Raw genomic sequence first — 25,965 nt, 5'->3', positions numbered from 1 at the left:
AGTAATTCTTTGGACATATCAAAAACTCCTTCGTATTCAACGCAATGTTTTTCAGTTCCCAGCGGGCGATATCGCCATCCAGGGACTGGTTGCAGTGATACGAAGCAGCCTTGAACAGGCCTGAATTATCGAAGTACTTTTCCATGCTCGTGTCCTTGTAAAGGTGCGAGTCTCAGCGACTCCGCCTCGATCATACGTCCGTTGAGCAGCCTGAACAATCGCGCCAGGAACTCCTGGATCGGCCGAGTATTCAGGGGCGCACTGCCCGCCCAGGACCACAATGTGACCCATCGCCCCCGCAGAAAAAATGAATCAGCGACCTGATCTACTGGTCAGGAATCATGAGCGCAGTCAATCTGACGAGGTAACAGCAATGACTATCGAAGCAGAGACACTCGTACAACTGACCAAGGCCCTGCAGCAGCGCGGCATGAACCTGGTATCCGATGTGGCGTTTACGCGAGCGCCCTACCGGCACAATCACCGCTGGATCTGCACGGTAGAGTAGGCCACTGAAAAACAGGCGAACGTGCAGGCGGTCCATCCCTCATCTCGCAAAAAATAACTTGTACATTGAACTTTTTCTGTACAAGAAAAGTCCGACCGCTGATGCCAATTAGTCATCATTAAGCCATCACTTCGCCCCTCTCATGGCAAGCGTTGGTGAAGCATTCAGTCAACGGTTCGGGAGCAGCCTTCCTATGTTTTCCAATCTGAGCATTTCACAAAAGCTCTACGCCGGTTTCGGCCTGGTGCTGCTGATCATCGTGATATTGGTGCTTTCGGCCCTGCGTGGCTTCGATCAGGTCAGCAGCAGCGTCAAAAGCAACATCCACAGCTACGAAGTCCTGAACCAGTCAGGGGCCGTGCTGCGCAGTCTGATCAATATCGAGACCGGCATGCGTGGCTACGCGCTGACCGGCCGGGACAGCTTTCTGGAGCCCCTGCGACAGGGCGAAAAAGCCTTCGATGATTATTACGGCCAGCTCAAGAGTGCCACCGCCGACAACCCTCAGCAGCAGGCACGCCTGGAGCAGTTGCGCACCCTGTACCAACAATGGATGAACGATGACGTCCAGGCCAACATCGCCCTGCGCAAGGAGATCAATGCGGGTCGGCAAGCGATCGGCGTCATCAGCGACCAGATCGCGGCCGGCCACGACAAGGCCAAGATGGACGCCATGCGCCAGCTCGTCACTCAGTTGCGCGATACCGAAAAAGCCCTGCAGGACTCCCGCGCCAACGCCATGTACGACGCCAAGTCCGCCGCCTTGACCATTCTCATCGGCGGCGGCTTGGCAGCGGCCGTGCTGGCGATGCTCATTGCCTGGTCGCTGTCCAGCACCCTGGTCGGGCGCATCCGCCAGGCGGTGGATGTGGCGAGAACCATTGCCGATGGGCACCTCGACAGCCGCATCACCAGCGACGGGCGTGATGAGGTCGGTATCCTGCTGCAGGCCTTCGCCACCATGCAGGAGCGCCTGCGCGCCATGATCGGTGAAATCAAACGGGGTGCCGAACAGCTGGTGAGCGCCTCAGAGAGTATTTCCAGCGCCTCGTTGCAACTTTCGGCCTCAACCCACGAGCAGTCACAGTCGGCCTCCTCCATGGCCGCCACGGTGGAGGAACTGACGGTCAGCATCAACCATGTGGCCGACAACGCGGGCGATGCACACAGGCTCTCCAGCGAGTCGGGACGCCAGTCCAGCGAGGGCGGCAGTGTCATCCAGGAGACCCTGGCCAGCATGCGCCTGATTGCCGAGACCGTGCAGGCCTCGGCCACCCAGATCGCCGAGCTTGACCAGCATGCCGAGCATATCTCCAGCATTGTCAGCGTCATCAAGGGCATTGCCGAACAGACCAATCTGCTGGCACTCAATGCGGCCATCGAGGCGGCCCGCGCCGGCGAGCAGGGCCGTGGCTTCGCCGTGGTGGCCGATGAGGTCAGGCTGCTGGCACAACGCACCGCCAACTCGACCCAGGAAATCACCGAGATGGTGGAAAAAATCCAGCTCGGGACCCGGGACGCGGTCGGCAGCATGGATATCGGCGTGAACCAGGTCAAAGGCGGTGTCGAACAGGCTCAACAGGCGGGTGAAGCCATCGTCAACATTCGCCAGTCGTCGAGCGATGTGGTGCGTGTGGTGGACCAGATTTCCCTGGCCTTGCGCGAACAGACCGCTGCCAGCCAGGATGTGGCACGCAACGTCGAGCGCATCGCCCAGATGTCTCAGCAGAACAGCCAGGCGGTCGAGCAGACCAGCGAAACCGCCCGTGCCCTGCAGCAACTGGCGCATAACCTGGAAAAGCAGGTGAACGTGTTCGTGCTCTGAGGGCACACAGGGCAACAGCACAGGGAAGTGCGCCTTGCCAGTCGGCTGCTCGACCGGGGCCTGTGGGAGGTCGAGCAGCCTTCAGGAAGGTCGGGGACAGACGAGGATGGTTGCGTCCCGCCCCCTTCCGCCCAATCAGCCCCAGCTCCTCGCCTTGACGCTCAACACCAGCAGATCCGGGGTATTGCCCCCGACAGCCGCATGGTCAGAGAGGGATCCCAGAACCTCCCCGCAAAGGGTCGACCCCATGGCAAGCTCGGCATCGAAACCGCCGAAACAGGGCGCATCCTTCATGTACCGAAACTCGCCCCGACGAAGCACCACCCGGTAAATATCCCGGTCTTCGGTTTCTTCAAGAAAAACCGGTGCCGCGCTCTGCAGGATGTCATAGGTGACGGCACCGGTGCCGCGACCTGCGATAAGCCGGGTGATCAGAGAAATCATCATCTTGCGCGTCCTTGTAAGACCCTTGCTGCCCTTCAGCTATAGCGGGCAGCGGGCCGAACTTCCATCATTCTTTCTGACTAGTCGTTATGGTCAGTCGTGATCCGACCCCGGTAGGCGACGAACCCAGTCGTGACTCAAATGGCCCCGTACTGCCTGTTTGCAGGCCTCAGCAGCTCGCCGCAGAAACAGCGGGCGATCCCTGTCAGAAACCATTAATTGGCTTGCAAGCCTTCAGCCCCAACCTGGCGCATGCGCTCCCAGCGCCATGCCTTGCCGAGCCGATCCCCCAGAAATTCCACCAATGCCCGCACACGCGGCGCCAGGTGGCGTCCCGTCGGGTAGATCGCATTCAACGGTGCCGCCGCAATGGCAAACGTCGGCAGCACCCTGTTCAGCCGGCCGTCGAGGATTTCGTCGCCCACGTCCCAGATCGACTTGCGCGCAATACCGGCCCCTTCGAGCGCCAGCGCATGGGCCGCGCTGCCGTCATTGGTGACGAACGTCCCGGTGACCTGCACCGACAGAGGCTCCTCGCCATCGAAGGTCCACACCGCTCGAGGGCGGCTGCCGATCAGGATGCATTGGTGATGAACCAGCTCATTGGGATGAGTGGGCTCACCGAACTGCCTCAGGTAGTCCGGCGATGCGCACAACACCCGGAAATTCGGTGCCAACGGGCGGGCGATCAGGGATGAATCGGCCAGGTTGCCGAAACGGATGGCCAGGTCGATGTTGGCATCGAGCAGATCGACGACAACGTCGGAAAGCTCCAGTTGCACGCGCAGCTTGGGATGCCTCTTCTGGAAAGCGGCAATCGCGGGGGCGATCCACTGCCGTCCGAACTCGACGGGAGCGCTCAGACGGACCGTGCCATCAATCGCCTGGGATCTCCCCGAGATGACCGCCTCCGCCTGTTCGATGGCCGCCAGTATCCGAACGGCTTCGGCATGAAACAGCTCCCCCTCCTCTGTCAGTACCTGCTTTCGCGTGGTGCGCTGGAGCAGACGGATCCCCAGCTCCCGCTCCAGTTGCGTGAGGCGCTTGCTGACCATCGCCAGCGACAGGTCCATCTCTCGCGCAGCCGCCGACAGGCTGCCGGCGGCGACGACGCGCACGAAGGTGCGCAGGCTTGGCAGGTTGTCGATCATCCGTCAACTCTTGAAATATTGGAAAGGATCCATTCAAAGAATACCGGTATTTGACGACGATTTGTTGAGTAACCATGGTGACAGGCCGCACACCAGCGCCGCCCCCCCCCCACTTCCCGAATCCAGGAGACCACCATGTCCTTCAACTCTCACCGACGGCTTCGTGCAGCCGCCCTGATCCCCGCCCTCATCCTGGGGGCCGTGGTCACACCGGTATTGGCCCAATCCGGCGAACTCGTCCAACCCGCGACCCTGGTCGTCGATGGCAGCCTGCCGAAGAAGACGCTCGAAGCACAAACCCTCGCGGCCAGCCGCTACGGCACATTCTGGAACACCGGTGAGGAAGCCATGGCGCGCCAGGCCCTGGCACCGACGTTCTCCGACAAGACCCTGCCTGGCGGCCGTGCCCAGGGCATCGAAGGCGTGCTGGCCGCGTCGAAGGCCTTCCGCTCCGCCGTGCCGGACCTGCGTTGCGAAATCCGCCAGATGATCGTGGCCGGCGACCGGGTGGTCACGCACCTGCACTTCACGGGCCATTTCACCGGCACCTTCATGGGCAAGCCGGGACAAGGCCAGAACATCGACTTCATCGCGACCGACATCTATCGGGTCGCCGACGGACGCATCGCCGAAAACTGGCACCTGGAAGACAACCTGACGTTCCTTCAACAAGCCGGCCTGGTGGCCAGATAACGGAGATCCCCCATGGCCTCGACAGAACAATCCCTTAAGGCGCCGGATAGCGGCCGGCGCCGTTTCCTCAAGCAGACCGGCGTGCTGGCCGGCGGCATCGCCACCGCGTCCATGCTCCCCGGCGCCAAGGCCGGTCCGCAGAAGACAGTGGCCACCCAGCCACATGACGCCAATGGCAGATTCTGGCCAGGCGACACCCGCCTGGTGGTTTCCATTTCGATGCAGTTCGAGGCAGGAGGCCAGCCCCCCAAAGGCACCGACAGCCCGTTCCCCAAGGTGGAGTTCCCGGCCAACGTGCCTTCGGATGCCGCGACCAACACCTGGTTCGCCTATGGCTATCGGGAGGGAGTTCCGCGCCTGCTCGACCTTTGGGATCGCCACGGCGTAAAAGTGACCTCCCACATGATCGGCGAGGCCGCGCGCCGCCACCCGGAGCTGGCCCGGGAAATCGTTGCCAGGGGCCACGAAGCCGCAGGCCATGGCCCGCGCTGGAGCTCGCAGTACGCGATGAGCCGCGAGGAGGAGCGCCGGTTCATCGCCGAGGGCACTCGCATGGTCGAGGAAGTGACCGGCCAGCGCCCCGTGGGCTACAACTGCAACTGGCTTCGTCGCGGCCCCAATACCCTCTCGTTGCTGCAGGAACAGGGCTACCTCTACCACATCGACGACCTCAGTCGCGACGAACCGTTTATCGAGCAGGTCAACGGCAAGGACTTCATCGTCGTCCCCTACACCCTGCGCAACAACGACATCCTGCTGATCGAGGGACGCAACTACTCGCCGGACGGATTTCTGGCGCAGATCAAGCGGGACTTCGATGTGCTGTATGAGGAAGCGCGATCGCGCCGCCGCATGATGTCCATCAGCGCCCACGATCGCATCAGCGGTTCCCCGCAGATGGTGAGCGTGTGGGACGAATTCATCACCTATGCCAAGAGCAGGGCCGGCGTCGCCTTCATGCGCAAGGACGAGATCGCCCGGTTCGTGGCCAGCAGTCCGCTGACCGTGCGCGAGAAGGAAACCCTCTGAGCTGCTGCCTGAAAACGGCGGCGAAGGCGATCGGAAAGAAGGTCGGTGCCAGTGTGAAACCTTCCCGAAGGGGGGTGGTCGTAAGTTGATAGCATTTAAATATCAATTAGCCATTGCCCAGGGTCATTGTCGCCCTCCAGGAGCGCCTGATGCCCCCTACTTTCGACGCCGAACAGCAACGCCTGGCGGCCGTGCACGCCCTGCAATGGCTGGAGACCGCCAAAAACGAGAACTTCGACCGCATCTGTCGGCTGGCGGCCGCCTATTTCAAGGTGCCGACGGCGCTGATCTCGCTGGTCGAAAAGGACCGCCAGTGGTTTGCCGGCCGTGTCGGTTTCGATGCGCCTCAAACGCCCATCGAACAGTCGTTTTGCCGCCATCACCTGGACCGCCCGGGGGTGTTGCACGTGCCCGACGCACGGCAGGACGCGCGCTTCGGCCACAACCCCCTGGTCACGGCCACCGATGGCATCTGCTTCTATGCCGGCGCACCGCTGCGCGACCGCAACGGGCAGGCCCTGGGCCGTCTGTGCATCATCGACAAGGCCCCGCATCCGTTGGAACCCCACGAGCTGACGGCACTGGAAGACTTCGCCGAAATGGTCATGGTGCAGATCGAGCAGAGCCAATCGCTGCGCTACCGCGACCCCGTCAGCCGGCTGCCCAACCTGCTGCAGTTCATGCTCGACACCCAGGGCCTGGTGGACGCCGATGCCACGGCGCGCCTGCTGATGGTCATGCGGCTTCAGGACAGCTACGGCGACGACCGCCTGGCCCTGGAGGAGCGGGTCAGTAGCGGCCAATCGCGACGCCGCGAAACCGCCCAGCGCCTGCGTGAGCGCCTGGAGGGCGTGGCCGAGCTCTATCACATCAGCGAACGGGACTTCTGCGTGTTGCTCAACTGCCGCGCCCCTCGCCAGCAGGAATTGTTTCGTGCCCTGGTGGCACTGGTCAGCGAGCCATTCGCGCCCCGGGCCATGAGCATCGGTGTCGCCACTTGCGAACTCGGCAACCAGCCGGCGGCCGACCTGTTGCGCAAGGCCACCCATGCGGTCGAACTGGCGATTTCGCGCCATGGTCCCTGGGCGGTTTACGATGAAACCCAGGATCGTGCGCAACGCCGGGCGTTCACCCTGCTCAATGACTTTCCCACGGCACTGGACAATGGCGAGCTGTACCTGGAATACCAACCGCGCTTCAGCCTGCACGATGGCCGCCTGCTCAGCGCCGAAGCCTTGATCCGTTGGCAGCACCCACGCCTGGGGATGATCTCGCCCGCCGAGTTCATCCCCCTGATCGAAGGCGCCGGACAGATAAGCCGCGTGACCTGCTGGGTGATCGACCGCGCCCTGAGCGAACTGGCGGCCTGGAACGACGACGAGGTTCGTCTGGCCATCAACCTCTCGGCCCAGGACTTCAAGGGCCTGGACATCGCGCGCACCCTGAGCCGCACCTGCCAGCATTACCATATCGCGCCGCCACGGCTGGAGGTGGAGATCACCGAAGGCGAATGGATCAGGGCCGACCCGCAGGTCATCACCCAGTTGGCGGCCGTGCGCCAACTGGGCGTGGACGTGGCCATCGATGACTTCGGTACCGGCTACAGCAACTTTGCCTACCTGCATGAAATACCCGCCAATGTGCTGAAGCTGGACAAGTCGCTGGTGACCGACCTCGAGCACTGCCCACGCAACCGGATCATCGCCCGTTCGGTGTTCCAGCTGGCCCATGAGCTGGGCTACCGCACCGTGGCCGAAGGTATCGAAACCTTCCGCTGCCTGAACCTGGTGCGCGAATACGGTTGCCATGAAGCCCAGGGGTATTTCCTCAGCCGGCCCCTGCCTCTGGCGCACTTCACCCGCCCCTCCGATGACATTGCCCTGGGTTTCAACCCCAGCCTGCCGGCAGGCGGCGACAGGCCGGCGGCGGTCGCCCTCGGCCTCTGAACGGGCCGAGCTGGAGCTCGGAGGTCTAGGCCTGCGCCTTGTTGACAGGCTCTACAACCTGATGGGTTTCACCATCGATAGTCTGTGGCTGAGCCAACGGCCGAGCTGTCGCTTCATCGGAAGTTCTTTCATCGTCGCTCATGGCCTTGCGAAAACTCTTGATGGATTCCCCCACATCAGCCCCCGCATTTTTCAGCTTTTTAGTTCCGAAAATGAGTACTGCAACGAGCAGTATTACCATCCAGTGCTTCCAGTCGAAAATGCCCATTCAGAACGCCTCATCTATATTTCAAGCCTTGTGGACTCTCGCCCTGCCCCAAGACTACGTATGACTGCATCAAGCGCAAACGACGTATTTCCCTCGTTTCGGGCCATGTTGCGACTGGCTCCTTTGTGCACTCTGATGGAAATACTGCCGGGCCGGACAGGCGCAAGTTGAATAATCCGCACATTGCGGATTCACCAACCACGGTGAGCAACTTGTCGTTATACAGGCTGATCCGGGATATCCGCCTTGCCAGCCTTTCCGGTGTCGCGAAATGAGGGTTTTAAGTCCTTTGTGCCATTGCACTCCCGTCTCATAATTCATGCTGAAACACACCCACAAGCGCCAGCACAACAAGGCGCTCTCATTCCTTGGACAATCATTCACTACGTAAGGAAAGATCCAATGAGGCTTGATAACAAGACGGCACTTATCACGGGTGGCACCAGCGGAATTGGCCTGGCGACTGCCAAGTTGTTCATTGCAGAAGGTGCCCGAGTTGCAGTGACCGGTCGCGACGATACAATTTTTGGAAAAATCAAGGCTGAACTGGGCGAGGACGCCCTGGTTCTCAAGGGTGATGTACGTTCGCTCGACGATATGCGCAAGATCGCGGCTCAGGTGCATGAAAAGTTTGGCGGGTTGGACATTGTATTCGCTAACGCCGGCTGTGCATTGCCCTCGCCCCTCAACGACATAGATGCCGCTCTCTATGACGACATCATGGATATCAACGTCAAGGGCGTGGTGTACACACTTCAGGCCGTGCTGCCAGCGCTGCGTCAGGGGGCATCGTTCATATTGAACACCTCTTTCGTGGCCCAGACGGGCAAGCACAATATTTCCCTGACCGCTGCGGCCAAGGCGGCAGTGAGGTCCCTCGCACGCAGTTGGTCTTTCGAGTTTCTGGATCGCAAGATCCGCTTCAATGCGATTGCCCCTGGTGGAATCAACACACCTCTCTTGTCGAAATGGGGCATGCCCGAAGAAGATCTTCAACATTTCAAAAGCGAGTTTGCGAAGTTTGTTCCTGTCGGCCACATGGGTGAGCCCAAGGATATCGCCTATGCAGCCCTGTATCTCGCAAGTGACGAATCTTCCTACGTGGTCGGCACTGAGCTTGTGGTAGACGGCGGCGCATCCCAGCTTTGACTCATGGGGCAAGTTACGCCCGAGCGCATTACCCGTTCCTCTTCAATATGCCAGCCGCCATTACAACCCACTGTAATGTTTGATTGGCTGGGTATTGCTTACTTTGATTCACAATATGGGTGCTTTTATCATGACTGACAAAAATGATGATAAGGGTTTCGACCAGTTATTAAAGGCTGGGCATTCCCGTCGCAACATTCTCAAGTTCGGCAGCGTGGCGACCTTGGGCGCCATGTTCGGCGCAAGCACGTTGCTTGCTCCTGTCGCGTCAGCATCTGCCGCCACTGCAAAACCTTTGGCTCAGCCGAACCAGCCTGCCGCGATGTCCCCTGATGACCCGCTCACTATTTTGATAGTCACTTACGATGGCGGAACACTGCTCGACTTTGCTGGCCCGAGTGAAATCTTCCACCGGCTTCCCAATACCCAGGTGCGTTATGCCAGCGTCAAGGGTGGAAACGTGACGTTGGAATTCGGGGTCGTCTATGGAAACACCGAACGCCTGGCTGATATCGAAAAAACGGATCTGATTCTTGTTCCTGGAGGGTCGGATCTGTCGGTCCCGATGCAACCGGAATATCAGAAACAGATCCGCCGCCTGGCCGAAAGCGCCAAACACGTCACCTCGGTGTGTAACGGATCCCTGGTTCTGGCCGCCACCGGTATTCTCAATGGCAAGAAAAGCGCCTGCCACTGGGCTTTTATCAACAAGCTTGGCGAGTACGGCGCGATTGCGGTACCTGATCGCTTCGTGGAAGACGATAACGGCCGCTTCATGAGTGGTGGCGGTGTGACAGCAGGTATCGACTTTGCTCTGCGCGTCGCAGCGAAGCTGCGAGGCCAAACAGCTGCCGAGTTCACGCAATTGGCGATCGAATACGATCCTGCGCCGCCATTCCACTCTGGTCACCCAAGAGACGCCAGGCCCGAGGTGATTGCCATGGTCGACAAGGACCTTCCCGGAGCATCCAAGGGCCTCGCTCGGATTCCAGGCGTCAAATGAAGTCTCCACGCCAGGAGGCCGGCCCCTGGTCAGCCTCCTGGTCACCTCTGATGTAAAAATTGTGGACTGAAACACATGCCGATCATCACACGGAAAATCACTGTATCAACCGCTGCCATCCTGCTCACCACAGCTTCTTCCCTCGCGTGCGCCGCGAATGTGCAGCCTGCGACCGAAACAGCTATCAAGGCTGAAAACATTCGCTGGGCCCAAGCGTATAAAAACGGGGATTACCAGGCCATCGGGCGCTTGTACACCGAAGATGGCGCACTGCTGCAACCGGGTGGGGAACGGGTCGTGGGGCCCGCCGCGATTGTTGCGTACTTTACAGAGGCCTTCGTGGGCAAAAAGCCCAATACGGTCACCTTCAGCGATTACGAGTTCTACGGCGATGACCGGGCGGTTACCGAAGTGTCAGATGCGGTTGTTCGTGATCACACGGGCAAGGTCCAGTACCGGGGCAAACAGATCCTGATCTTTTTGAAACAGAACGGAGAATGGAAACTTCATCGGGACATGTGGAACGATAATGAGGCTGCGAAGCCGCTCAACCCCTGAGCATTGAAGGTCACTCCACACACGCAGGGGCGGGTTGGGCATCTTCTTTCAGCCCATCTCTGCGTTGGCGCCGGATAGACTGGGGTGGATGACCATGGATCTTGATGAAGGCCCGGCGCATCCTTTCCGGATCGACAAATCCCACCGCCAGCGCAATCTGCTCGATCGGCTCACTGCCATCCTGCAACCGCAGCCTCGCTGCTTCTACCCGCAGGCGCTCCACCGCCCTTGCAGGCGTTTCTCCGGTCTCTCGGCGAAAGGCCCGTCCAAACTGCCGCAAGCTCAGTCGAGCAGCGTCAGCGAGCCGTTCTACCGGCAGTGGCTCAGCCAGATGGGCACGGGCGAAATTCAATGCAATCCGAATCCGGTCTGATTGCGGGTCCATTTGCGACATCTCGGAAAACTGGGATTGTCCCCCCGGACGACGGTAGGGAACCACCAATAACCTTGAGACCCCACGCGCCACGTCGGCGCCCATATCCTTCTCGATCATCCCCAAGGCAAGGTCTATCCCGGAGGCGATACCGGCGGAAGTCCAGACATGGCCATCCATGATGTAGATACTGTCGGCCTCGACCTTGATTCTGGGAAAGTTGGACCGCAATTGCGCTGCATATCGCCAATGAGTGGTTGCCTTTCTTCCGTCCAGCAACCCGGTCTCGGCCAGCAGAAACGCCCCCGTGCAGACGCTGGCCACCCGGGCAGCGTTCGCGCTCAGAACTTTCGCGGCGATGACCGTCTCGACGGTCCGCATCGGAGCGATGTCCCCCCCGACGAAAACCACGGTATCGAAGGTTTCTCCCTCATAAACCGCAGTCTCGATGGGCAGTCCCGTATTTCCCGACACGCTTCCACCCGTCAGTGACACCACGCACAGCTCATAGGGACTTTGACCTGCCACAGTGACCACCTGGTTGAACGCCGAAAGTGGCCCGGCGAGATCGAGCGCGTCATGGCCGTGGCAAACGAAGAATCCGATCCGATGCATGATCAGTTGTTCCAGGAGCAGGGAGGAAAAATCCACGATGAACTGATGGTAAATCATTCCGACAAGGAGCCAATGGACCCTGCTCCAATATGGCTTGAAATGAGGGAAAAACGTCGTTTGTGCTGCGCCAGTCTGTCCGTAGAGTCAGTCGGACGCTGCCCCCTGAAGCGGGCCTGGATAGGCCACGCCTCTCATTGAGTGGCACGCCCCCGAAACCTGGGCTTGGAAACATCAGCCCGTTTCAGCCGGCTCATCAGCGCACAAGGCGTTACGCCGGCCATGACCACTGACACATGCAGGCCAAATCATGACTTCACATCTGAAACCCATCGCCACCACCGAATACGACGCAGTGATTCAGGCAGCACAAGCCTATATCGAGGGTTATCGCACGGCAGACATCGCGCGAATCAACAGCGCCTTTCACCAGGACGCCATCATGTGGGGCTACAGCGGTAATGACCTGCTTCAGGGCCCGGCCATTCCCGTGTTCGAAAGTTTTTTCGAGTCGTTGGGAGCGTCACCGAATGCTCGCAGCCGCCTGGATATCCTGGCTATTGCGCCCACCGCCGCCGTTGTCCGTGTGGACATGGAAAACGACGTCATGGGCGCCAGCTTCCACGATTTTCTTTCGCTGCTGAAGGTTGATGGCCAGTGGAAAATCATCTCCAAGATTTTCCAACGGTATGACTAGGGTTTGTACGAAATACTTTCGAGCGAAGGCCAGGCAAGGCGGTTTTCAACGCAGCCTGGGTGAGCGCAGATACATGTCGTGCAGAGCCTGGTCAGGCGCCCCGGCAGTGACTTACTCAGAGAATGCCCTGTACCGGGCCCCCGACAGCATGCCCCTCCTACTGCACGCGCCTGAGCGCCTCGGCAAGAAACGAAGCCGTCCGACTTCCCGACGCCATCGCTACCTGCCGGGGCGTACCGGCCGCCACGATACGACCACCGGTGTCCCCGGCCCCTGGCCCCACGTCAATCACCCAGTCGGCCTGGGCCACCACGCGCATGTCGTGCTCGATCATCACCACCGTGTTGCCGGCCTCGACCAGGCGCTGCAACTGCAGCAGCAGGCGGTCGGCATCCGCGGCATGCAGTCCGGTCGTCGGCTCGTCGAGCACGTAAAGGCTGCGGCCTCGCTGGCTTCGCTGCAGCTCCGTGGCGAGCTTGATGCGCTGCGCTTCCCCCCCGGACAATTCAGTGGCGGGCTGCCCCAGTCGCAGGTAACCCAAGCCGATCTCACGCAACAGCCGCAGCGGGCGGGCGATGGCCTCTTCGCCCGCGAAGAAGTCATGGGCTTCTTCCACGGTCATGTACAGGACATCGGCGATATTGCGCCCATTCCAGCGCACGGCGAGCGTGGCCTCGTTATAGCGCGCGCCATGACAGGTCGGACATGGTGCGTAGACACTGGGCATGAACAGCAGCTCCACGCTGACGAACCCCTCCCCTTCGCACGTTTCGCAACGCCCCTTTGGCACATTGAAGGAGAACCGCCCGGCATCATAGCGATGACGGCGCGCATCCGGCGTGGCGGCGAACAGCTTGCGCACGTGATCGAACAAACCGGTGTAGGTGGCCAGGTTGGAACGTGGCGTGCGGCCAATCGGCTTCTGGTCGACCTGAACCAGGCGCTGGACAACCTCCAGGTCTCCGGCCAGATGACCGCCGGTAACCTCGAGCACGGTGGGGCCTTCACCCTCGGCACTTTCCGCCGCATCGTCCTGCGGCTCGTGCCCCAGGTGCAGCAGCAGCAACTCCGGCAGGGCCTGGGCGAACAGGCTGGACTTGCCCGACCCGGAGATGCCCGTCACCGCCGTCAACACCCCTAACGGGATGCGGGCGTCCACGCCATGCAGGTTGTGCCGCCGAATGCCGTGCAGTTCCAGCCATCCGGCCGGTTCGCGCTCAAGGCTGAGCGGCGCGGGGATCTCGTCGAACAGATAACGCGCGGTATGCGACTCGGCAACTTCACGCAGCCCCTGCGGCACACCGCTGTAAAGCACCCGGCCGCCACGCTCTCCCGCGTCCGGCCCGACATCCACCAGCCATTGCGCACGACGCATCAGATCCAGGTCATGCTCCACGACAAAGACCGAATTGCCGGCATCGCGCAGTGTGTCCAGTGAGTCGTACAGGGACTGGCTGTCAGAGGGGTGCAGGCCCGCCGAAGGTTCGTCCAGCACGTACACCACGCCGAACAGCATGGAGCTCAGTTGCGTGGCCAGGCGCAAACGCTGCAGTTCGCCAGCCGACAGCGTCGGCGTCGCCCTGTCCAGGGTGAGGTAGCCCAAACCCAATCCGCGTAGCTGGCGCAGACGGGCCATCACACCACCCGCCAGGCGCTGCGCGGCGAGACGCTTTTCCTGCGAAAGCGTGCTGGTGCGCCGCACGTCAGGCGCACTCGCATGAACCGTTCGACGGTTGGCGGCACGCTCGGCACGGTCACGCCGTGTCACCTCGCGATCGCTCGTTTCCTGTGCCGTGTGAGCGGGGAAATCGCCCAGGGCAACAGGCTCGAGCAAGGCCGCCAAGCGATCCAAGGGCATTTGCATGAACTCGCCGATGTCCAGCCCGGCAAACGTCACCGACAACGCCTCGGGCTTGAGTCGCTTGCCATGGCAGGCCGGGCACAGCCGGCCCTCCATGTAGCGCGATACGCGCTTTCGCATCAGTGCGCTTTGGGTGTTGGCAAAGGTGTGCAGCACATGGCGCCGGGCGCCCGTGAAGGTCCCCATGTAGCTGGGTTCGAGTTTGCGCTTGAGCGCCTCACGGGTCTCGGCCGGCGTGAGGCCCGCATAGACCGGCGCCGTGGGTGTCTCCTCGGTGAAAAGAATCCAGTCCCGGTCCTTCTTCGGCAAATCCTTCCAGGGACGATCGACGTCGTAGCCCAGGGTGACCAGGATGTCGCGCAGGTTCTGGCCATGCCAGGCCGGCGGCCAGGCCGCAATGGCGCGCTCACGGATGCTCAGCGAGGGATCGGGCACCATGGTGGCCTCCGTCACCTCGTACACATGACCCAGACCATGGCAGGCCGGACAGGCGCCTTGCGGCGTGTTCGGCGAAAAGTCCTCGGCATGGAGCATCGGCTGATGGGCCGGATAAGTGCCGGCACGCGAGTACATCATGCGCACGAGGCTGGACAGTGTGGTCACGCTGCCCACCGAGGAACGCGCATTGCTCGCACCCCGTTGCTGCTGCAGCGCCACCGCCGGCGGCAGGCCGTCGATGGCATCGACATCAGGTACGCCCGCCTGATCGATCAGCCGCCGCGCATACGGTGCAACCGACTCGAAGTAGCGCCGCTGCGCCTCGGCGTAGATCGTGCCAAACGCCAGCGAGGACTTGCCGGAGCCGGACACGCCGGAAAACACCACCAGCGCATTGCGTGGGATGGCGACATCCACATTCTTGAGGTTGTGTTCCCGCGCGCCACGCACTTCCACCTGGCCACTGGCCGCAGCGCTGCATGAGGATTCACCGTATGAAGGGTTTGGCATGTGTTCCTGTCCTGCTGTTCGTGGAGGGCAACGCGCTGAAGGTGCGGGTAAACCGCAACTCATGCTGGCGATGCCGCATTATCGAGCGGGCAACGGTTTCCTTCGCGATACCCCGTCTGGCTCGTGAGTGTGGTCGGTGCGTTGCGCGGGTGCAATGGCACAGATTTCAAGCCGCAGTTGTTGACGAAGGGCTCGATCCGCGCTTCAACCGGGCGGACCAGGCGCTTTTCATGAAGCAGGCAGCAGCGCCGGCTGACGTAGCAGCTGAGCAGCAACGACTGGAGCGTGCCGATGCCCTGGTCATCGTCTACCCGATCTGCTGGTGGTCATTCCCCGCCTTGCTCAAAGGCTGGATCGACCGTGTGTTTTCGATGGGCTGGGCCTACGAGGAAAGCGACAACGGCAGTGACGATGATGGGGGGCGTACCGAGGTCATCTCGGAGAGAGGCGCAACTGTTGCGGAGTTGCGTTCAACAACCGACGCATCAAACGCCGCAGCGCAGTTGCATCCTGGTATCCGACCAGTGCCGAGACGGCTTCGACGGAGTGCTCGCCGGATTCGAGCAGTGCCCGCGCCTTGTGCAACTGCACCCGCTGGATGAGTTGCCGGGTGGAGTGCCCCGTGGCCTTGTGGACGTGGCGCGACAAGGTCCGCTCGGACATGCCGACACTCGCGGCCAGGGCCTTCACTCCCGGTAGATCCGGCAGTGAAGCCTCGATCTGTGCGCTCAGGCGTGAGACCAGGGCATTGCCTTGCACCATCATGGCGGGCACTACGAACGGGGACTGCAATTGCCGGCGATCCAGCAGCAGGGCCTTGCTCACCCAATCGGCTATTTCAGGCGACAGACGCCTGCGTAGCAGGTGCAGCATCAGATCGGTTTGAGCGAACGCGGCACCCGCCGTGGTCAGGGGAGGATCGGCCAGCACCATGAAATCCGGGTCGACACGACAGCCCGTTGCCATCTTCTGCAGATGCGGAGCCAGCCACCAGGAAGTCGTCACGCTCCGGCCTTCCAGCAGCCCCGCCGCCTGCAGCAGAAAGACCGCCGAGCAGGAGGCGGCCACCTCCTTGCCGTTTGCGATGTGCGAGTTCAACGCCCCCAGCAGGGGAGCCACCCAGGGCTCCTTCAGGCGCTGCTCGAGCATCCCGATATCACTGACCCCGATTCCGGGTATGACCCAGCACGAGTTGTCCTCGACCTCGGCCTCGAATGGCTCCACGGGCAACTGCAGGCCATGCCCCACTCCCACCCATCCGGGTTGAGGGCCGCACACGCGCCAACGTGGCGTGGCCAGGCCGCGACGCTCCGCAACAGCTTTTGCGGTGGCGAGGATGTCCAGGGTGGAACAGACGCTGGAGGCGAATGCACCCGGTGTGACGATAAGGGTGAAATCATGCATTGACCGATTATGCACGAAAAGAGACAGATCGGTCACTGTTGCAGCGGTCGCGGAGCTGGCCCAATAGCACCTCCTTCCATCGACAAGGTTTCAGCCATGCCCAATATCCTGATCAAGGTACCCTGCGGAGCGTTCAGTGAGCCGCAACGCGAGCGCCTGTTGCAGCACGTCAGCGAGGTCGCAATCGCCTGCGAACACATCGGCAATGACCCCCGCCAGCGCGCCCTGTGCTGGGTGCTCATCGAAGAGGTTCGAGCTGAAGACTGGTTCTGCGGTGGCGTGAACCTGCATGCCCAGGCCATTCCCTGCATCCTCAGGGTCAAGGTGCCGGCCGGTGTTCTGGACGAGCGGATGCGCAAGAACTATGTGCAGGCATTGCACCAGGCCGTCGAACAATGCCGGGAACCGAATGATCGGCGCATGCTGATGACATCGATACAACTGGTGGACGTCGCCGATGGCACCTGGAGAGCGAACGGAAGCCTTTGGCATCTTGCCGATTTCACCCGTGCCGCCGGTTATAGGCATCTTGCCCCCTGACAGACAGAAATCCTCATCAACGCCTGGGTACAATCGAAAAAACCGAAGAACCTGGACAGCGCCGGCAGCCAACTCGATGCATTGTTTAATCGCCGGCCTTCGACCTGTCGACTAGCTCAAATCATGCAGATCTCGACCCAATGGGGGGGTCAACGACCACTCGGAAAACTTCACCTTCAAACCCTCTCGCTGCGGAGTGCAACACATCGGGCCGACCTGGTAACTTTTTGCCTCTGGAAACGGTGCAAGCCTGAGAAGTGGCCAACTCACCCCATCGGTCGAATACTGCACACGCAGCACACCTTCGGATACCGTCATGCGGAGCCAGAAGTCGGCGGGGTCTCCAGTAAAGGCCGCTGGCGACCAGTCCGATTTGCCTTGGGTCAGGACGCTGCTGATCATTGGATGGCCATCGCTGAATTCCATACCCGCTTTCGCCCAGGTCTCCTCATTGAACCGGACCATCATTCCCGCCTGGTCGTAAAGCTCACGAAAATCGGCGTTGATCCTGATCTGTGCGGTAAAGCCTCCATCGGTTTCAAACGCCAGGAAGTGTCCGCTGTCCCGTATGAAGCCATAGTGGGTTTCACGCCAGAAATCCGTCTGAAAATGGGTCATCATCTCCAGCGAATCGTCTGAATACGCGAGATAATGGCGCGGCTCATTGAGCCAGCGGGTATTGCGCCAAATGGACTCTTCAAATCTCCGAGCGAGCGCTGCGTCTGCCTTTTTATGCCCCAAAATGCTTTCCACCACTTGATCCCCGAGGTTTGCTGGTGAGCGATTACGACTTGATCAACAAGACTGGTCTTGCCTCCCTCGTCCCTTGACCCGGATAGAGGCCCGGTCTCGGCTGCTCTTGCTCTGTTATGGCAACGAAATACCTGAGATAGCTCAGTTCCCTAAGTGATGCGCCAAGGTCAAGAAAGTTTCAACAAGCCACTTGCTTCATGGACAGATGATCCATACTCCTGCGGTCGTATAACAAGATGGTCGAGGCGGTCATGGAGAACTGCACGCAAGAAGGTATCTTTCGCAGGGCGTTCGAGTCCTCTTCGGTGGGCCTGGCCCTGCTGGAGCTGGACGGTCGGATCCAGCATGTCAATCCCGCCCTGAAGGGAATGCTCGGCCGCTCCGAGTCGGACCTGCTGGGCGCCTCGCTGGAGTCCCTGCTGCACCCGCGTGACCGCCAAGCCGTGCTCCGAGCCTTCGAGCGGGTACGGGTTCGGCATTCAGGCCTGGAGGTCGGCGAGATCCGGCTGGCTATACCAGAAGGTGATAACCAATGGGTCCACCTGGGCATGCAAGTGATCAACGACGACACCGGCACCCCCTCCCACTGCATGATTCGCCTACAACCGTCATTGAGCTATCGCCATCGCGCCGAGCAGATTTACCTACTGAGCTACGCTCTGGACTACACCGCTGATGGAGTGCTGCTGCTCGATAGCCAGCGCTGCATACGCTACCTCAATGAAGCCGCCTGCCGACTCTGCGCACAGACGCGCCAGCGTCTGCTGGGGCAGTCTTTGGCAGCGGTCCTGGGACCGGTTGCAGGCAAGCTGGCGGACCTTCTGACTGACGATGAGAGCCTGCAAGAGGCCCCGGAAAACCAACGGGTGTTCAGTTGCGAGTTGACGGTGCCTGGCGAGGAATCCTCCCGCTATGTCACCATTCAGTTCAGCCATTTTCGTTACGACGGACACACATACTGCCTGGCGCTGATCCACGACCTTTCCGAACAACGGCATATCGCGGGCACCCTCCTGCGCAACGAACGGCAGTTGCGAGCATTGATCGAGAACACCCCCGATGCCATCGGTCGGCTAACCCCGGACTTCCGTCTGATCTATGCCAACCCGGCCCTGGAAGCGCTTTGCCGACTGCCATTGGTAGAGGCACGCGGCCGACCGGCAAGGGAGGCGTTCGGCGACAATTCCCAAGTCGATATCATGGCCGACCTGGTGCGCCAGGTTGCCACCAAAGGCGAGCCCATGGAGGAAGAACTGATCCACGGAATCGACGGGCCGACCGAACAACAGATCCACTACCTCATTCAGCTTGTGCCGGAGCGGAACGCGGATGGCGAGATCACCAGCGTCATCTCGGTGGCACGCGACATCAGCGGCATCCGCAAGGCGGAACGGCGTTTGGCCGCCAGCAACCGTCAGTTGCGCGAACTCTCCAGCCGCCGGGAAAGCGCCCGTGAAGAAGAGCGCAAGCTGATCGCCCAGGAAATTCACGATGAACTGGGCCAGCACCTGACAGCCCTGCGCATGGGCATCTCCCTGCTGCGTCTGAAACACGGCGAGCAGGCACCAGGACTTGGCGATGGCGTTGAATCGCTCATGGCGTTGTGCGACCGCACCATCGGCGTGGTCCGCTCGATTGCCACCAGCCTGCGACCCGCCGTGCTCAACATGGGCCTGTATCCCGCCCTGGAATGGCTGATCGACGACTTCCACAGCCACCACACTCACATCGTCTGTGAATTGCAGGCCCCCAGCGGTACGCCGCCCCTGGACGACAGCCAGGCCACCACTGCGTTTCGCATCGTGCAAGAAGCCCTGACCAACATCGCACGCCATTCCGGTGCCACTCGTGCGATCATCAGCCTCGAGTACGTCGACGACCGCTATGTCCTTGACATTACCGACAATGGTCATGGATTCGACCCGGCCAGCGTCGGCAAGCATTCTTTCGGACTGGCCGGCATGCGCGAGCGCGGTGCCAGCCTGGGTGGTGAGGTAGTGGTCTTCAGCCATCCGGCCCATGGCACCACGGTACAGGCCACCTTTCCCATCAGCGGGCCCAGGGAGACCGTATGATCCGAATTTTCATAGCCGACGACCATGCCATCATGCGTGGCGGCCTCAAGCAGTTGATCGAGTTCGACACCCGTCTTCAGGTGGCGGCGGAGGCCGAGAATGGCGCCCAGGTGCTTGAACGGCTGCGCGAGGGTGAATGCGACCTGCTACTGCTGGACATGAGTATGCCCGGCCTCAGTGGTGAAGACCTGATCAGCCGCGTGCATAACCGCTATCCGAACCTGCCCATTCTGGTCCTGAGCATGCACAACGAGGCACAGATAGCCCAGCGCGCCTTGCGCGCCGGCGCCAACGGCTATATGACCAAGGACCACAACCCGGAAACCCTTCTCGCCGCGATCCACAAGGTTGCAGGAGGTGGCCGCTACCTGGACCCGCGCATTGCCGAGCAGCTCGCCTTCGCCAGCAGCAGCCCCTCGGACGATGCCGCCACTCAGCTCTCCGATCGCGAGTTTCACATTCTGCGACTACTGGGCAAGGGCCTGAGCGTCAACCAGATCGCCGACCAGTTGGTCATCAGCAACAAGACCGTCAGCACCCACAAGGCTCGGCTGATGGAGAAGATGGGGTTCACCTGCAACGCCGAGATCATCAAGTACGCCATGGCCCACGGCCTGACGGCCTGACCCGCCCCTTCAGGAAGCCCGTCGCCTCACAGGCACCCTGTGGCACAGCGCCCGTGGCCTGCCTTTAGACAGCCGTAACATCTGCCCTAAGGAAATCCCTACACAAAAGAAAGATGTCCTTATGCCATCACCGGGAAAGGACGATAGAACCCAGCGCACCGCACGCCCATTCTGAGCACACCCCCGCAGCACGACACCTCGGCGGGTCTTGTGTTCTGAAGGAGCGTGACAGTGACCAGTCCAAACCAAACTTCCAGTACCTCCTGGCGCCCCATCGCCCTTTGCGGTTTCGGTTGCGCGGTACTGTTCTGGCTGGCCAGTCGGTTTCCCTCTCCGGCCTGGGCCCTGGCGGCTGGTGCGCCTACTCTGCTGCTCGGTTTCGTCCTCGCCCGCTACCGCAACACCTACGAACACAGGCTGAGCCGTGCCGAGAGCGAGCTGCTCGCCGAAAGCGCTTGTGTCGATGCCGAACGGCATGTCCGGGGACTGGCGGAGCTGTGCATCCGCATCGCGCCCATCTGGTCGGCGCAGATCGAATCTGCCCGCCATCAGACCCAGACCGCCATTGAGGCGCTGTCTGAACGCTTCTCCCGCCTGGCCGGCCGCATCAGCGCCGCAGCCTCCAACGGCATGCAAGCCGACAGCGACTCCCTGATAAATCTGCTCGCCCAGAGTGAAGCGGAACTCGCTGGCATCGTCAGCCAACTGCGCCTGGCGCTCTCCAGCAAGGAGCGCACGCTGCAGGAAATGGAGCGGCTGAACAGCTACACCGCCCAACTGCGCACGATGGCCAAGGAAGTGGGTGATGTCGCCAAGCAGACCAACCTGCTGGCGCTCAACGCCGCCATAGAAGCCGCACGGGCCGGCGAGGCTGGTCGTGGCTTCTCCGTGGTCGCTGACGAGGTGCGCAAGCTTTCCACCCTCTCCGAGGAAACCGGCCAGCGAATTGCCGACACGATCGAGACCGTCAGCGACGCCATCGAACGTGCCCTGCAGCTCTCCAACGAACATGCCAGCCGTGATGCCGGCATTCTGGAGCAGGCCAGCCAGGAGATCCGTCAGGTGATCGCCCTCTTCCACTCCAGTGCCAACCGCCTGGTGGAACAGGGCAACGCCCTGCACAACGACAACGCCGCGGTTGGAGAAGAGATCGGCGAGGTGCTCGTTGCACTGCAGTTCCAGGACCGTGTCAGCCAGATGCTCGGCCACATGCGCGACGACATCGGACGCCTGGCCCTGCATCTGGAAGAGGAAGAGGCCCGCCACGTGGATGCCCGCTCCTGGCTCGACGAACTCTCTCGCACCTACACCACACCCGAACAGCACGCCATCCACAGCGGCCGCAAGAGCGGTGCTGGCGTGGCCGATTCCGCTTCCGACATCACTTTTTTCTGAGGACAGGCCATGCCCAAGACCATTCTGATCGTCGACGACTCCGCCTCCATCCGCCAAGTGGTTGGCATGACGCTGAAAAACGCCGGCTACGAAGTGCTGGAAGGCGTTGACGGCAAGGACGCGCTGACCAAGCTCGACGGGCGCAAAGTGCACCTGATCATCAGCGACGTGAACATGCCGAACATGGACGGCATCACGTTTGTGAAGAACGTCAAGCAACTGGCGGCCTACAAGTTCACCCCTGTGATCATGCTCACCACCGAGTCCGGCGACGCCAGGAAGGCCGAAGGCCAGGCTGCAGGCGCCAAGGCCTGGGTGGTCAAACCGTTCCAGCCGGCGCAGATGCTGACGGCCGTTTCCAAGCTGATCCTGCCCTGACCCGGAGACCACCATGAACACACTCAAAACCACCGATGGCAGTCGCCACCTGGCCCTGGACGGCGCACTGACGATCTATACCGCTGCCGACACCAAGCTCCTGCTGGCCAACGCCTTGCGGGGCGCCGTCGACCTGCACCTGGACCTCAGCGCCATCGAGGAAGTCGATTGCGCCGGCCTGCAACTGCTGCTGGCGACCTGCAAGGAAGCCAGCCGCCAGCAGGTCAGCCTCAGCCTCGTAGGGGCCAGCGCGGCCATGACCGAGATCTTGCAACTGAGCGGGCTACGTGACCTGCTCCCTGTCGAAGGGGCGCACTGATGAATCTCGACAATGTGATCGGCACCTTCATCGCCGAAAGCCGGGAATTGCTGCTGCAAATGGAGGATGCGTTGCTGCAGATCGAGCAGTCCCCGGATGACCCCGAACTCATCAACGCCATCTTCCGTGCCGCCCATACCATCAAGGGCTCCTCCGGGCTGTTCGGTTTTGACTCCATCGTCGCCTTCACCCATGTGGCCGAAAGCGTCCTGGACCGCGTCCGCGCCGGCGAGCTGCCATTCAGCGCCGATCTCAGTGCCCTGATGCTGCTGGTGGGCGACCACCTCACCGGCCTGGTGGACCATGTTGCCGAGGGACTCGACCTGACCGAACTGCCGCAAGACAGGTGCCTTCATGAAGCGGAACTGGTGGCACGGCTCAGCCAGTACCTGGGCGTGGCGGCCGCACACACCGCTCCAGCCTCCGTAGAGCCGGCGACGCTATCCGGCGATGGGGTTGCCAGCCGGCACTGGCACCTGTCCCTGCGCTTTGGTATCGACAGCCTGCGCAACGGGATGGACCCGGTAGCCTTCGTTCGCTACCTGCGCACCTTTGGTGAGCTGCGGCACGTCGAGCCGGTAGTCGATCACCTGCCCGTGCTCGACGCGCTTGACCCGGAAGCCTGCTACCTGGGCCTGGAAGTGGCCTTCGCCAGCGAGGCCGACCGGGCGGTGATCGAAGGCGCCTTCGACTTTGTCCGTGAGGACGGACGTATCCGCATACTGGCCCCCGGCGACTCGCTTGCCCGCTATGCCGAGCTGCTGGCCGAACAACTCGACGAAGGCGATGCCCAGCGCCAGCGCCTGTTGCGTTGCGGCACCCTCAGCGAGGCCGAGCTGGCCCAACTAAGCGCCACGCCAGCCACCGAATCCACGCAAGCCACCGTCCCCGACGCAGCGGGCAGCGCCGACCCTAGCGACAGCAGCGTCGTGGGCAAGCCCGCCAAGGAAACCACGCGTGCTTCCGGTGAAGCCAACCTGATACGCGTCGATGCCGGCAAGCTGGACCAACTGATCAACCTGGTGGGCGAGCTGATCATCGCGGGCGCCAACACCCGCATGCTCGCCCAGGGCAGCGGCCTGGTGAGCATGAGCGAATCCGCCGAGACGCTCTCGCGCCTGGTGGAGGAAGTGCGTGACTCCGCACTGACTCTGCGCATGGTACAGATCGGGACCACGTTCAATCGTTTCCAGCGGGTGGTGCGCGACGTCTCCAAGGAGTTGAGCAAGGACATCGTCCTGTACATCAGCGGCGGGGACACCGAGCTGGACAAGACAGTGGTCGAGAAGATCGGCGACCCGCTTACCCACCTGGTGCGCAATGCCATGGACCATGGCATCGAGTCGGCCGAACAACGCCAGGCCAGCGACAAACCACTGCAGGGCGTGGTGCGCCTGAACGCCTATCACGAGGCCGGGGGCATTGTCATCGAAGTGAGCGACGATGGTGGCGGCCTCAACCCACAGAAGATTCTCGCCAAGGCCATACAGCGCGGCCTGGTCAGCGAAGGCCAGCAACTGCCGGACAAGGACATTTTCAACCTGATCTTCGAGCCCGGCTTCTCGACCGCCGAACAGATCAGCAACATCTCCGGCCGCGGCGTCGGCATGGACGTGGTCAAGCGCAACATCACCGCCTTGCGCGGCACCGTGGAACTCGACAGCCAATTGGGCGTCGGCACCCGCGTGCGCATTCGCCTGCCGCTCACCCTGGCGATCATCGACGGCTTCCTGATCGGCGTCGGCACTTCCAGCTACGTGGTCCCCCTGGACATGGTCGAGGAATGCATCGAACTGCCCAGCGTCGACCTCGACGACCTCGATCAGTTGGACCTGCGCGGTGACGTGCTGCCCTTCATCCGCCTGCGCAACCTCTTCGACGAAACCAGCCCGCGCCCCCGTCGGGAGAACGTGGTGGTCGTCAGCTATGCCGGGGTGCGTGCCGGCCTGGTGGTGGATCAACTGCTGGGCGAATTCCAGACCGTGATCAAGCCGCTGGGCAAGGTGTTCGGGCAGGTCCCGGCCCTCTCCGGCTTCACGATCCTGGGCAGCGGCGCCGTGGCGTTGATCCTGGATATCCCCGGCTTGCTCGCTCAATTCACACAGCCCGCTCGCCCCACTGCCTCAGGCGTTGCCCTTCCCCAATGGAGTAGCCAACCATGAACATCACCATTCGCATCCTGGCCTTGACCGCGACCGCTCTCTTCGCCTTGATGACCCTGACCCTGGCATCGAACCTGGCAGCCGCCGTGATAATGCCTATCGCCATCGTGGCAGCCATTGCCATCGCTCTTCAGGGATGGCTACTGCAACGCAGCCTGGCGAACCAGCTCGGCGGTGACCTCCAGGCACTGGTCGAGTTGGGTCAGCAACTGGTGCGTGGAGAAACCAGCCCCACACCGCCCACACCCGCCATCGCCGGCTCACTGCGAGGCTCCCTGCAACAGCTCAGCGTTCAGATAGAGGGGCTTGCACAGAACCTGCAACACGTTTTTGAAGAACACGCACGCGGTGACATCGATGTCACCCTGAACACCCGCCTGCCAGGCCTCTACGGTGAAATGGCCCAAGGCATCAATGCGCTCGTGGCGAGCCATATCGACGTGAAGAAAAAGGCCATGGCCTGCGTCTTCTCGATCGCCCAAGGGAACCTGGGCGCTCCCCTGGAGGCCTTCCCTGGCAAGAAAGCCTTCATCAACGACAACCTGGAGACCTTGCGTGGCAACCTCACCAGCCTGCTGAGCGAAATGCGCCGCATGGCCGACGAGCACGACAAGGGCGACATCGACGTAGTCATCGATGCCTCGCGCTTTCAGGGCAGCTATGGAGAAATTGCCCAGGGCATCAACGACATGGTCGCAGGCCATATCAGCGTGAAGAAAAAGGCGATGGCCTGCATCAAGGCCTTCAGCGAGGGGGACCTGACCGCACCGCTGGAGCAGTTCCCAGGCAAGAAGGCTTTTATCAACGACAGCATCGAGACCTTGCGGCGCAACATCCAGGCCTTGATCGAAGACACCCAGATGCTCAGCCAGGCCGCCCTGGACGGTCGCCTCGACACCCGCGCCGATGCCAATCGCCATGAAGGAGACTTCCGCCGCATCGTCAACGGCATCAACGATACGCTGGAAGCCATCGTCACCCCGCTGCGCGAAGCCATGAGCGTGATCGAAGGGATGGCCAGCGGCGATCTGACACGCACCATGAACGGCCGCTACAACGGAAATCTGGACGAGCTGCAACAGTCGCTCAATGCGACGGTACGCAAACTGGCCGACGTCATCGGTCAGGTCCACCAGTCCACCGGCATGCTCAGCAATGCCGCCGAGGAAATCTCCGCCACCGCGCAAAGCCTGAGCCAGGCCGCGTCGAGTCAGGCCGCCTCGGTCGAGGAAACCAGTGCCTCGATGG

Annotated in this window: 24 protein-coding genes and 1 pseudogene; 18 read left to right on the top strand and 7 right to left on the bottom strand. The window is 61.6% G+C overall.

All coding sequences use genetic code 11. From position 1 onward, the window contains the following. Positions 1 to 373: 373 nt before the first annotated feature. A complete protein-coding gene (locus PF66_RS33685; protein ID WP_275044505.1) occupies positions 374 to 508 on the top strand; it encodes a hypothetical protein in 135 nt (44 codons plus the stop codon). Positions 509 to 701: 193 nt separating this feature from the next. After that, entirely contained in the window at positions 702 to 2,333 is a 1,632-nt protein-coding gene (locus PF66_RS15710) for a methyl-accepting chemotaxis protein (protein WP_054058739.1), read from the top strand. A gap of 135 nt (positions 2,334 to 2,468) precedes the next feature. On the opposite strand, the gene PF66_RS15705 is transcribed toward PF66_RS15710, so the two are convergent. Then, complete coding sequence (locus tag PF66_RS15705; protein WP_054063205.1) at positions 2,469 to 2,780, bottom strand: hypothetical protein; 312 nt, start codon at positions 2,778 to 2,780, stop codon at positions 2,469 to 2,471. Between the two features lie 212 nt (positions 2,781 to 2,992). Then, positions 2,993 to 3,928 (bottom strand): LysR family transcriptional regulator, encoded by a 936-nt coding sequence (locus tag PF66_RS15700; protein ID WP_054058741.1) that lies wholly within the window; start codon positions 3,926 to 3,928, stop codon positions 2,993 to 2,995. 135 nt (positions 3,929 to 4,063) lie between these two features. On the opposite strand from PF66_RS15700, the gene PF66_RS15695 reads away from it, so the two are divergent. The 3 genes from PF66_RS15695 to PF66_RS15685 all read left to right on the top strand — a co-directional run bounded on the left by PF66_RS15695 (position 4,064) and on the right by PF66_RS15685 (position 7,596). Then, positions 4,064 to 4,621: an ester cyclase gene (locus PF66_RS15695; protein ID WP_081009869.1), complete on the top strand. Its 558-nt coding sequence runs from the start codon at positions 4,064 to 4,066 to the stop codon at positions 4,619 to 4,621. Between the two features lie 12 nt (positions 4,622 to 4,633). Continuing rightward, positions 4,634 to 5,650, top strand: coding sequence for a polysaccharide deacetylase family protein (locus PF66_RS15690; RefSeq protein ID WP_054063204.1), 1,017 nt, complete (start codon positions 4,634 to 4,636; stop codon positions 5,648 to 5,650). 149 nt (positions 5,651 to 5,799) lie between these two features. After that, entirely contained in the window at positions 5,800 to 7,596 is a 1,797-nt protein-coding gene (locus tag PF66_RS15685) for a sensor domain-containing phosphodiesterase (protein WP_054063203.1), read from the top strand. A 25-nt stretch (positions 7,597 to 7,621) separates the two neighbouring features. Here PF66_RS15685 and tatA read toward each other — a convergent pair whose 3' ends face one another. Continuing rightward, positions 7,622 to 7,864 (bottom strand): twin-arginine translocase TatA/TatE family subunit, encoded by a 243-nt coding sequence (tatA, locus tag PF66_RS15680; protein WP_054058744.1) that lies wholly within the window; start codon positions 7,862 to 7,864, stop codon positions 7,622 to 7,624. A 402-nt stretch (positions 7,865 to 8,266) separates the two neighbouring features. Between tatA and PF66_RS15675 the strand changes: the two genes are divergently transcribed. The 3 genes from PF66_RS15675 (at position 8,267) to PF66_RS15665 (ending at position 10,574) form a co-directional block, all read left to right on the top strand. Continuing rightward, positions 8,267 to 9,013 carry an SDR family oxidoreductase gene (locus PF66_RS15675; RefSeq protein ID WP_054058745.1) on the top strand — a complete coding sequence of 249 codons (747 nt, stop codon included), beginning with the start codon at positions 8,267 to 8,269 and terminating at the stop codon, positions 9,011 to 9,013. A gap of 130 nt (positions 9,014 to 9,143) precedes the next feature. Further along, positions 9,144 to 10,016, top strand: a complete 873-nt coding sequence (locus PF66_RS15670; protein ID WP_054058757.1) for a DJ-1/PfpI family protein — start codon at positions 9,144 to 9,146, stop codon at positions 10,014 to 10,016. Between the two features lie 75 nt (positions 10,017 to 10,091). Next, positions 10,092 to 10,574 carry a YybH family protein gene (locus PF66_RS15665; RefSeq protein WP_054063202.1) on the top strand — a complete coding sequence of 161 codons (483 nt, stop codon included), beginning with the start codon at positions 10,092 to 10,094 and terminating at the stop codon, positions 10,572 to 10,574. 10 nt (positions 10,575 to 10,584) lie between these two features. Here PF66_RS15665 and PF66_RS15660 read toward each other — a convergent pair whose 3' ends face one another. Continuing rightward, the gene (locus PF66_RS15660) at positions 10,585 to 11,619 is read right to left on the bottom strand and encodes a GlxA family transcriptional regulator (RefSeq protein ID WP_241494376.1); all 1,035 of its coding nucleotides are present in this window, start codon (positions 11,617 to 11,619) and stop codon (positions 10,585 to 10,587) included. 250 nt (positions 11,620 to 11,869) lie between these two features. Between PF66_RS15660 and PF66_RS15655 the strand changes: the two genes are divergently transcribed. Next, the gene (locus PF66_RS15655; protein ID WP_054063201.1) at positions 11,870 to 12,256 is read left to right on the top strand and encodes a nuclear transport factor 2 family protein; all 387 of its coding nucleotides are present in this window, start codon (positions 11,870 to 11,872) and stop codon (positions 12,254 to 12,256) included. A gap of 157 nt (positions 12,257 to 12,413) precedes the next feature. Here PF66_RS15655 and PF66_RS15650 read toward each other — a convergent pair whose 3' ends face one another. Beyond that, entirely contained in the window at positions 12,414 to 15,065 is a 2,652-nt protein-coding gene (locus PF66_RS15650; RefSeq protein ID WP_054063200.1) for an excinuclease ABC subunit UvrA, read from the bottom strand. Here PF66_RS15650 and PF66_RS33955 point away from each other — a divergent pair. Then, positions 15,035 to 15,409, top strand: a pseudogene (locus PF66_RS33955) (NAD(P)H-dependent oxidoreductase); the annotation flags it as partial. The gene PF66_RS15650 and the pseudogene PF66_RS33955 sit on opposite strands and share 31 nt — an antisense overlap. 88 nt (positions 15,410 to 15,497) lie before the next feature. Here the strand turns inward: PF66_RS33955 and PF66_RS15645 are convergent. Continuing rightward, positions 15,498 to 16,469 carry a GlxA family transcriptional regulator gene (locus tag PF66_RS15645; protein ID WP_054063324.1) on the bottom strand — a complete coding sequence of 324 codons (972 nt, stop codon included), beginning with the start codon at positions 16,467 to 16,469 and terminating at the stop codon, positions 15,498 to 15,500. A gap of 96 nt (positions 16,470 to 16,565) precedes the next feature. Between PF66_RS15645 and PF66_RS15640 the strand changes: the two genes are divergently transcribed. Then, positions 16,566 to 17,009: a tautomerase family protein gene (locus tag PF66_RS15640; protein ID WP_054063199.1), complete on the top strand. Its 444-nt coding sequence runs from the start codon at positions 16,566 to 16,568 to the stop codon at positions 17,007 to 17,009. A gap of 111 nt (positions 17,010 to 17,120) precedes the next feature. On the opposite strand, the gene PF66_RS15635 is transcribed toward PF66_RS15640, so the two are convergent. Then, positions 17,121 to 17,699: a DUF1349 domain-containing protein gene (locus tag PF66_RS15635; RefSeq protein WP_241494390.1), complete on the bottom strand. Its 579-nt coding sequence runs from the start codon at positions 17,697 to 17,699 to the stop codon at positions 17,121 to 17,123. A gap of 314 nt (positions 17,700 to 18,013) precedes the next feature. On the opposite strand from PF66_RS15635, the gene PF66_RS15630 reads away from it, so the two are divergent. The 7 genes from PF66_RS15630 to PF66_RS15600 all read left to right on the top strand — a co-directional run. After that, a complete protein-coding gene (locus tag PF66_RS15630) occupies positions 18,014 to 19,837 on the top strand; it encodes a PAS domain-containing protein (RefSeq protein ID WP_054063323.1) in 1,824 nt (607 codons plus the stop codon). Further along, entirely contained in the window at positions 19,834 to 20,463 is a 630-nt protein-coding gene (locus PF66_RS15625; protein ID WP_054058750.1) for a response regulator, read from the top strand. Before PF66_RS15630 ends, PF66_RS15625 begins: the two co-directional genes overlap by 4 nt. 630 nt (positions 20,464 to 21,093) lie before the next feature. Continuing rightward, the gene (locus tag PF66_RS15620) at positions 21,094 to 21,858 is read left to right on the top strand and encodes a methyl-accepting chemotaxis protein (protein WP_416773504.1); all 765 of its coding nucleotides are present in this window, start codon (positions 21,094 to 21,096) and stop codon (positions 21,856 to 21,858) included. Between the two features lie 9 nt (positions 21,859 to 21,867). Then, positions 21,868 to 22,236 (top strand): response regulator, encoded by a 369-nt coding sequence (locus PF66_RS15615; protein ID WP_054058751.1) that lies wholly within the window; start codon positions 21,868 to 21,870, stop codon positions 22,234 to 22,236. 13 nt (positions 22,237 to 22,249) lie between these two features. Next, a complete protein-coding gene (locus tag PF66_RS15610) occupies positions 22,250 to 22,555 on the top strand; it encodes an STAS domain-containing protein (RefSeq protein WP_054058752.1) in 306 nt (101 codons plus the stop codon). Beyond that, a complete protein-coding gene (locus PF66_RS15605; protein WP_054058753.1) occupies positions 22,555 to 24,717 on the top strand; it encodes a chemotaxis protein CheA in 2,163 nt (720 codons plus the stop codon). Before PF66_RS15610 ends, PF66_RS15605 begins: the two co-directional genes overlap by 1 nt. Then, a partial coding sequence (locus PF66_RS15600; protein ID WP_160319847.1) for a HAMP domain-containing protein occupies positions 24,714 to 25,965 on the top strand: 1,252 nt, incomplete at its 3' end. The genes PF66_RS15605 and PF66_RS15600, both read left to right, overlap by 4 nt.

Origin of the sequence: Pseudomonas asplenii, assembly GCF_001293465.1 — a bacterium.
In the GTDB taxonomy this organism is placed as follows: Bacteria; Pseudomonadota; Gammaproteobacteria; order Pseudomonadales; family Pseudomonadaceae; genus Aquipseudomonas; species Aquipseudomonas fuscovaginae_B.
This window is presented reverse-complemented; position numbering and strand designations above follow the sequence as displayed.

Bases quoted from the DNA above. Each gene is read 5' to 3' on its own strand.
- PF66_RS15620 (WP_416773504.1), top strand. From the start codon at position 21,094: ATGCAAGCCGACAGCGACTCCCTGATAAATCTGCTCGCCCAGAGTGAA.
- PF66_RS15685 (WP_054063203.1), top strand. From the start codon at position 5,800: ATGCCCCCTACTTTCGACGCCGAACAGCAACGCCTGGCGGCCGTGCAC.
- PF66_RS15665 (WP_054063202.1), top strand. From the start codon at position 10,092: ATGCCGATCATCACACGGAAAATCACTGTATCAACCGCTGCCATCCTG.
- PF66_RS15625 (WP_054058750.1), top strand. From the start codon at position 19,834: ATGATCCGAATTTTCATAGCCGACGACCATGCCATCATGCGTGGCGGC.
- PF66_RS15700 (WP_054058741.1), bottom strand. From the start codon at position 3,928: ATGATCGACAACCTGCCAAGCCTGCGCACCTTCGTGCGCGTCGTCGCC.
- PF66_RS15655 (WP_054063201.1), top strand. From the start codon at position 11,870: ATGACTTCACATCTGAAACCCATCGCCACCACCGAATACGACGCAGTG.
- PF66_RS15670 (WP_054058757.1), top strand. From the start codon at position 9,144: ATGACTGACAAAAATGATGATAAGGGTTTCGACCAGTTATTAAAGGCT.
- PF66_RS15615 (WP_054058751.1), top strand. From the start codon at position 21,868: ATGCCCAAGACCATTCTGATCGTCGACGACTCCGCCTCCATCCGCCAA.
- PF66_RS15705 (WP_054063205.1), bottom strand. From the start codon at position 2,780: ATGATGATTTCTCTGATCACCCGGCTTATCGCAGGTCGCGGCACCGGT.
- PF66_RS33685 (WP_275044505.1), top strand. From the start codon at position 374: ATGACTATCGAAGCAGAGACACTCGTACAACTGACCAAGGCCCTGCAG.
- PF66_RS15660 (WP_241494376.1), bottom strand. From the start codon at position 11,619: ATGATTTACCATCAGTTCATCGTGGATTTTTCCTCCCTGCTCCTGGAA.
- PF66_RS15690 (WP_054063204.1), top strand. From the start codon at position 4,634: ATGGCCTCGACAGAACAATCCCTTAAGGCGCCGGATAGCGGCCGGCGC.
- PF66_RS15610 (WP_054058752.1), top strand. From the start codon at position 22,250: ATGAACACACTCAAAACCACCGATGGCAGTCGCCACCTGGCCCTGGAC.
- PF66_RS15630 (WP_054063323.1), top strand. From the start codon at position 18,014: ATGGAGAACTGCACGCAAGAAGGTATCTTTCGCAGGGCGTTCGAGTCC.
- tatA (WP_054058744.1), bottom strand. From the start codon at position 7,864: ATGGGCATTTTCGACTGGAAGCACTGGATGGTAATACTGCTCGTTGCA.
- PF66_RS15650 (WP_054063200.1), bottom strand. From the start codon at position 15,065: ATGCCAAACCCTTCATACGGTGAATCCTCATGCAGCGCTGCGGCCAGT.
- PF66_RS15640 (WP_054063199.1), top strand. From the start codon at position 16,566: ATGCCCAATATCCTGATCAAGGTACCCTGCGGAGCGTTCAGTGAGCCG.
- PF66_RS15605 (WP_054058753.1), top strand. From the start codon at position 22,555: ATGAATCTCGACAATGTGATCGGCACCTTCATCGCCGAAAGCCGGGAA.
- PF66_RS15675 (WP_054058745.1), top strand. From the start codon at position 8,267: ATGAGGCTTGATAACAAGACGGCACTTATCACGGGTGGCACCAGCGGA.
- PF66_RS15710 (WP_054058739.1), top strand. From the start codon at position 702: ATGTTTTCCAATCTGAGCATTTCACAAAAGCTCTACGCCGGTTTCGGC.
- PF66_RS15645 (WP_054063324.1), bottom strand. From the start codon at position 16,469: ATGCATGATTTCACCCTTATCGTCACACCGGGTGCATTCGCCTCCAGC.
- PF66_RS15695 (WP_081009869.1), top strand. From the start codon at position 4,064: ATGTCCTTCAACTCTCACCGACGGCTTCGTGCAGCCGCCCTGATCCCC.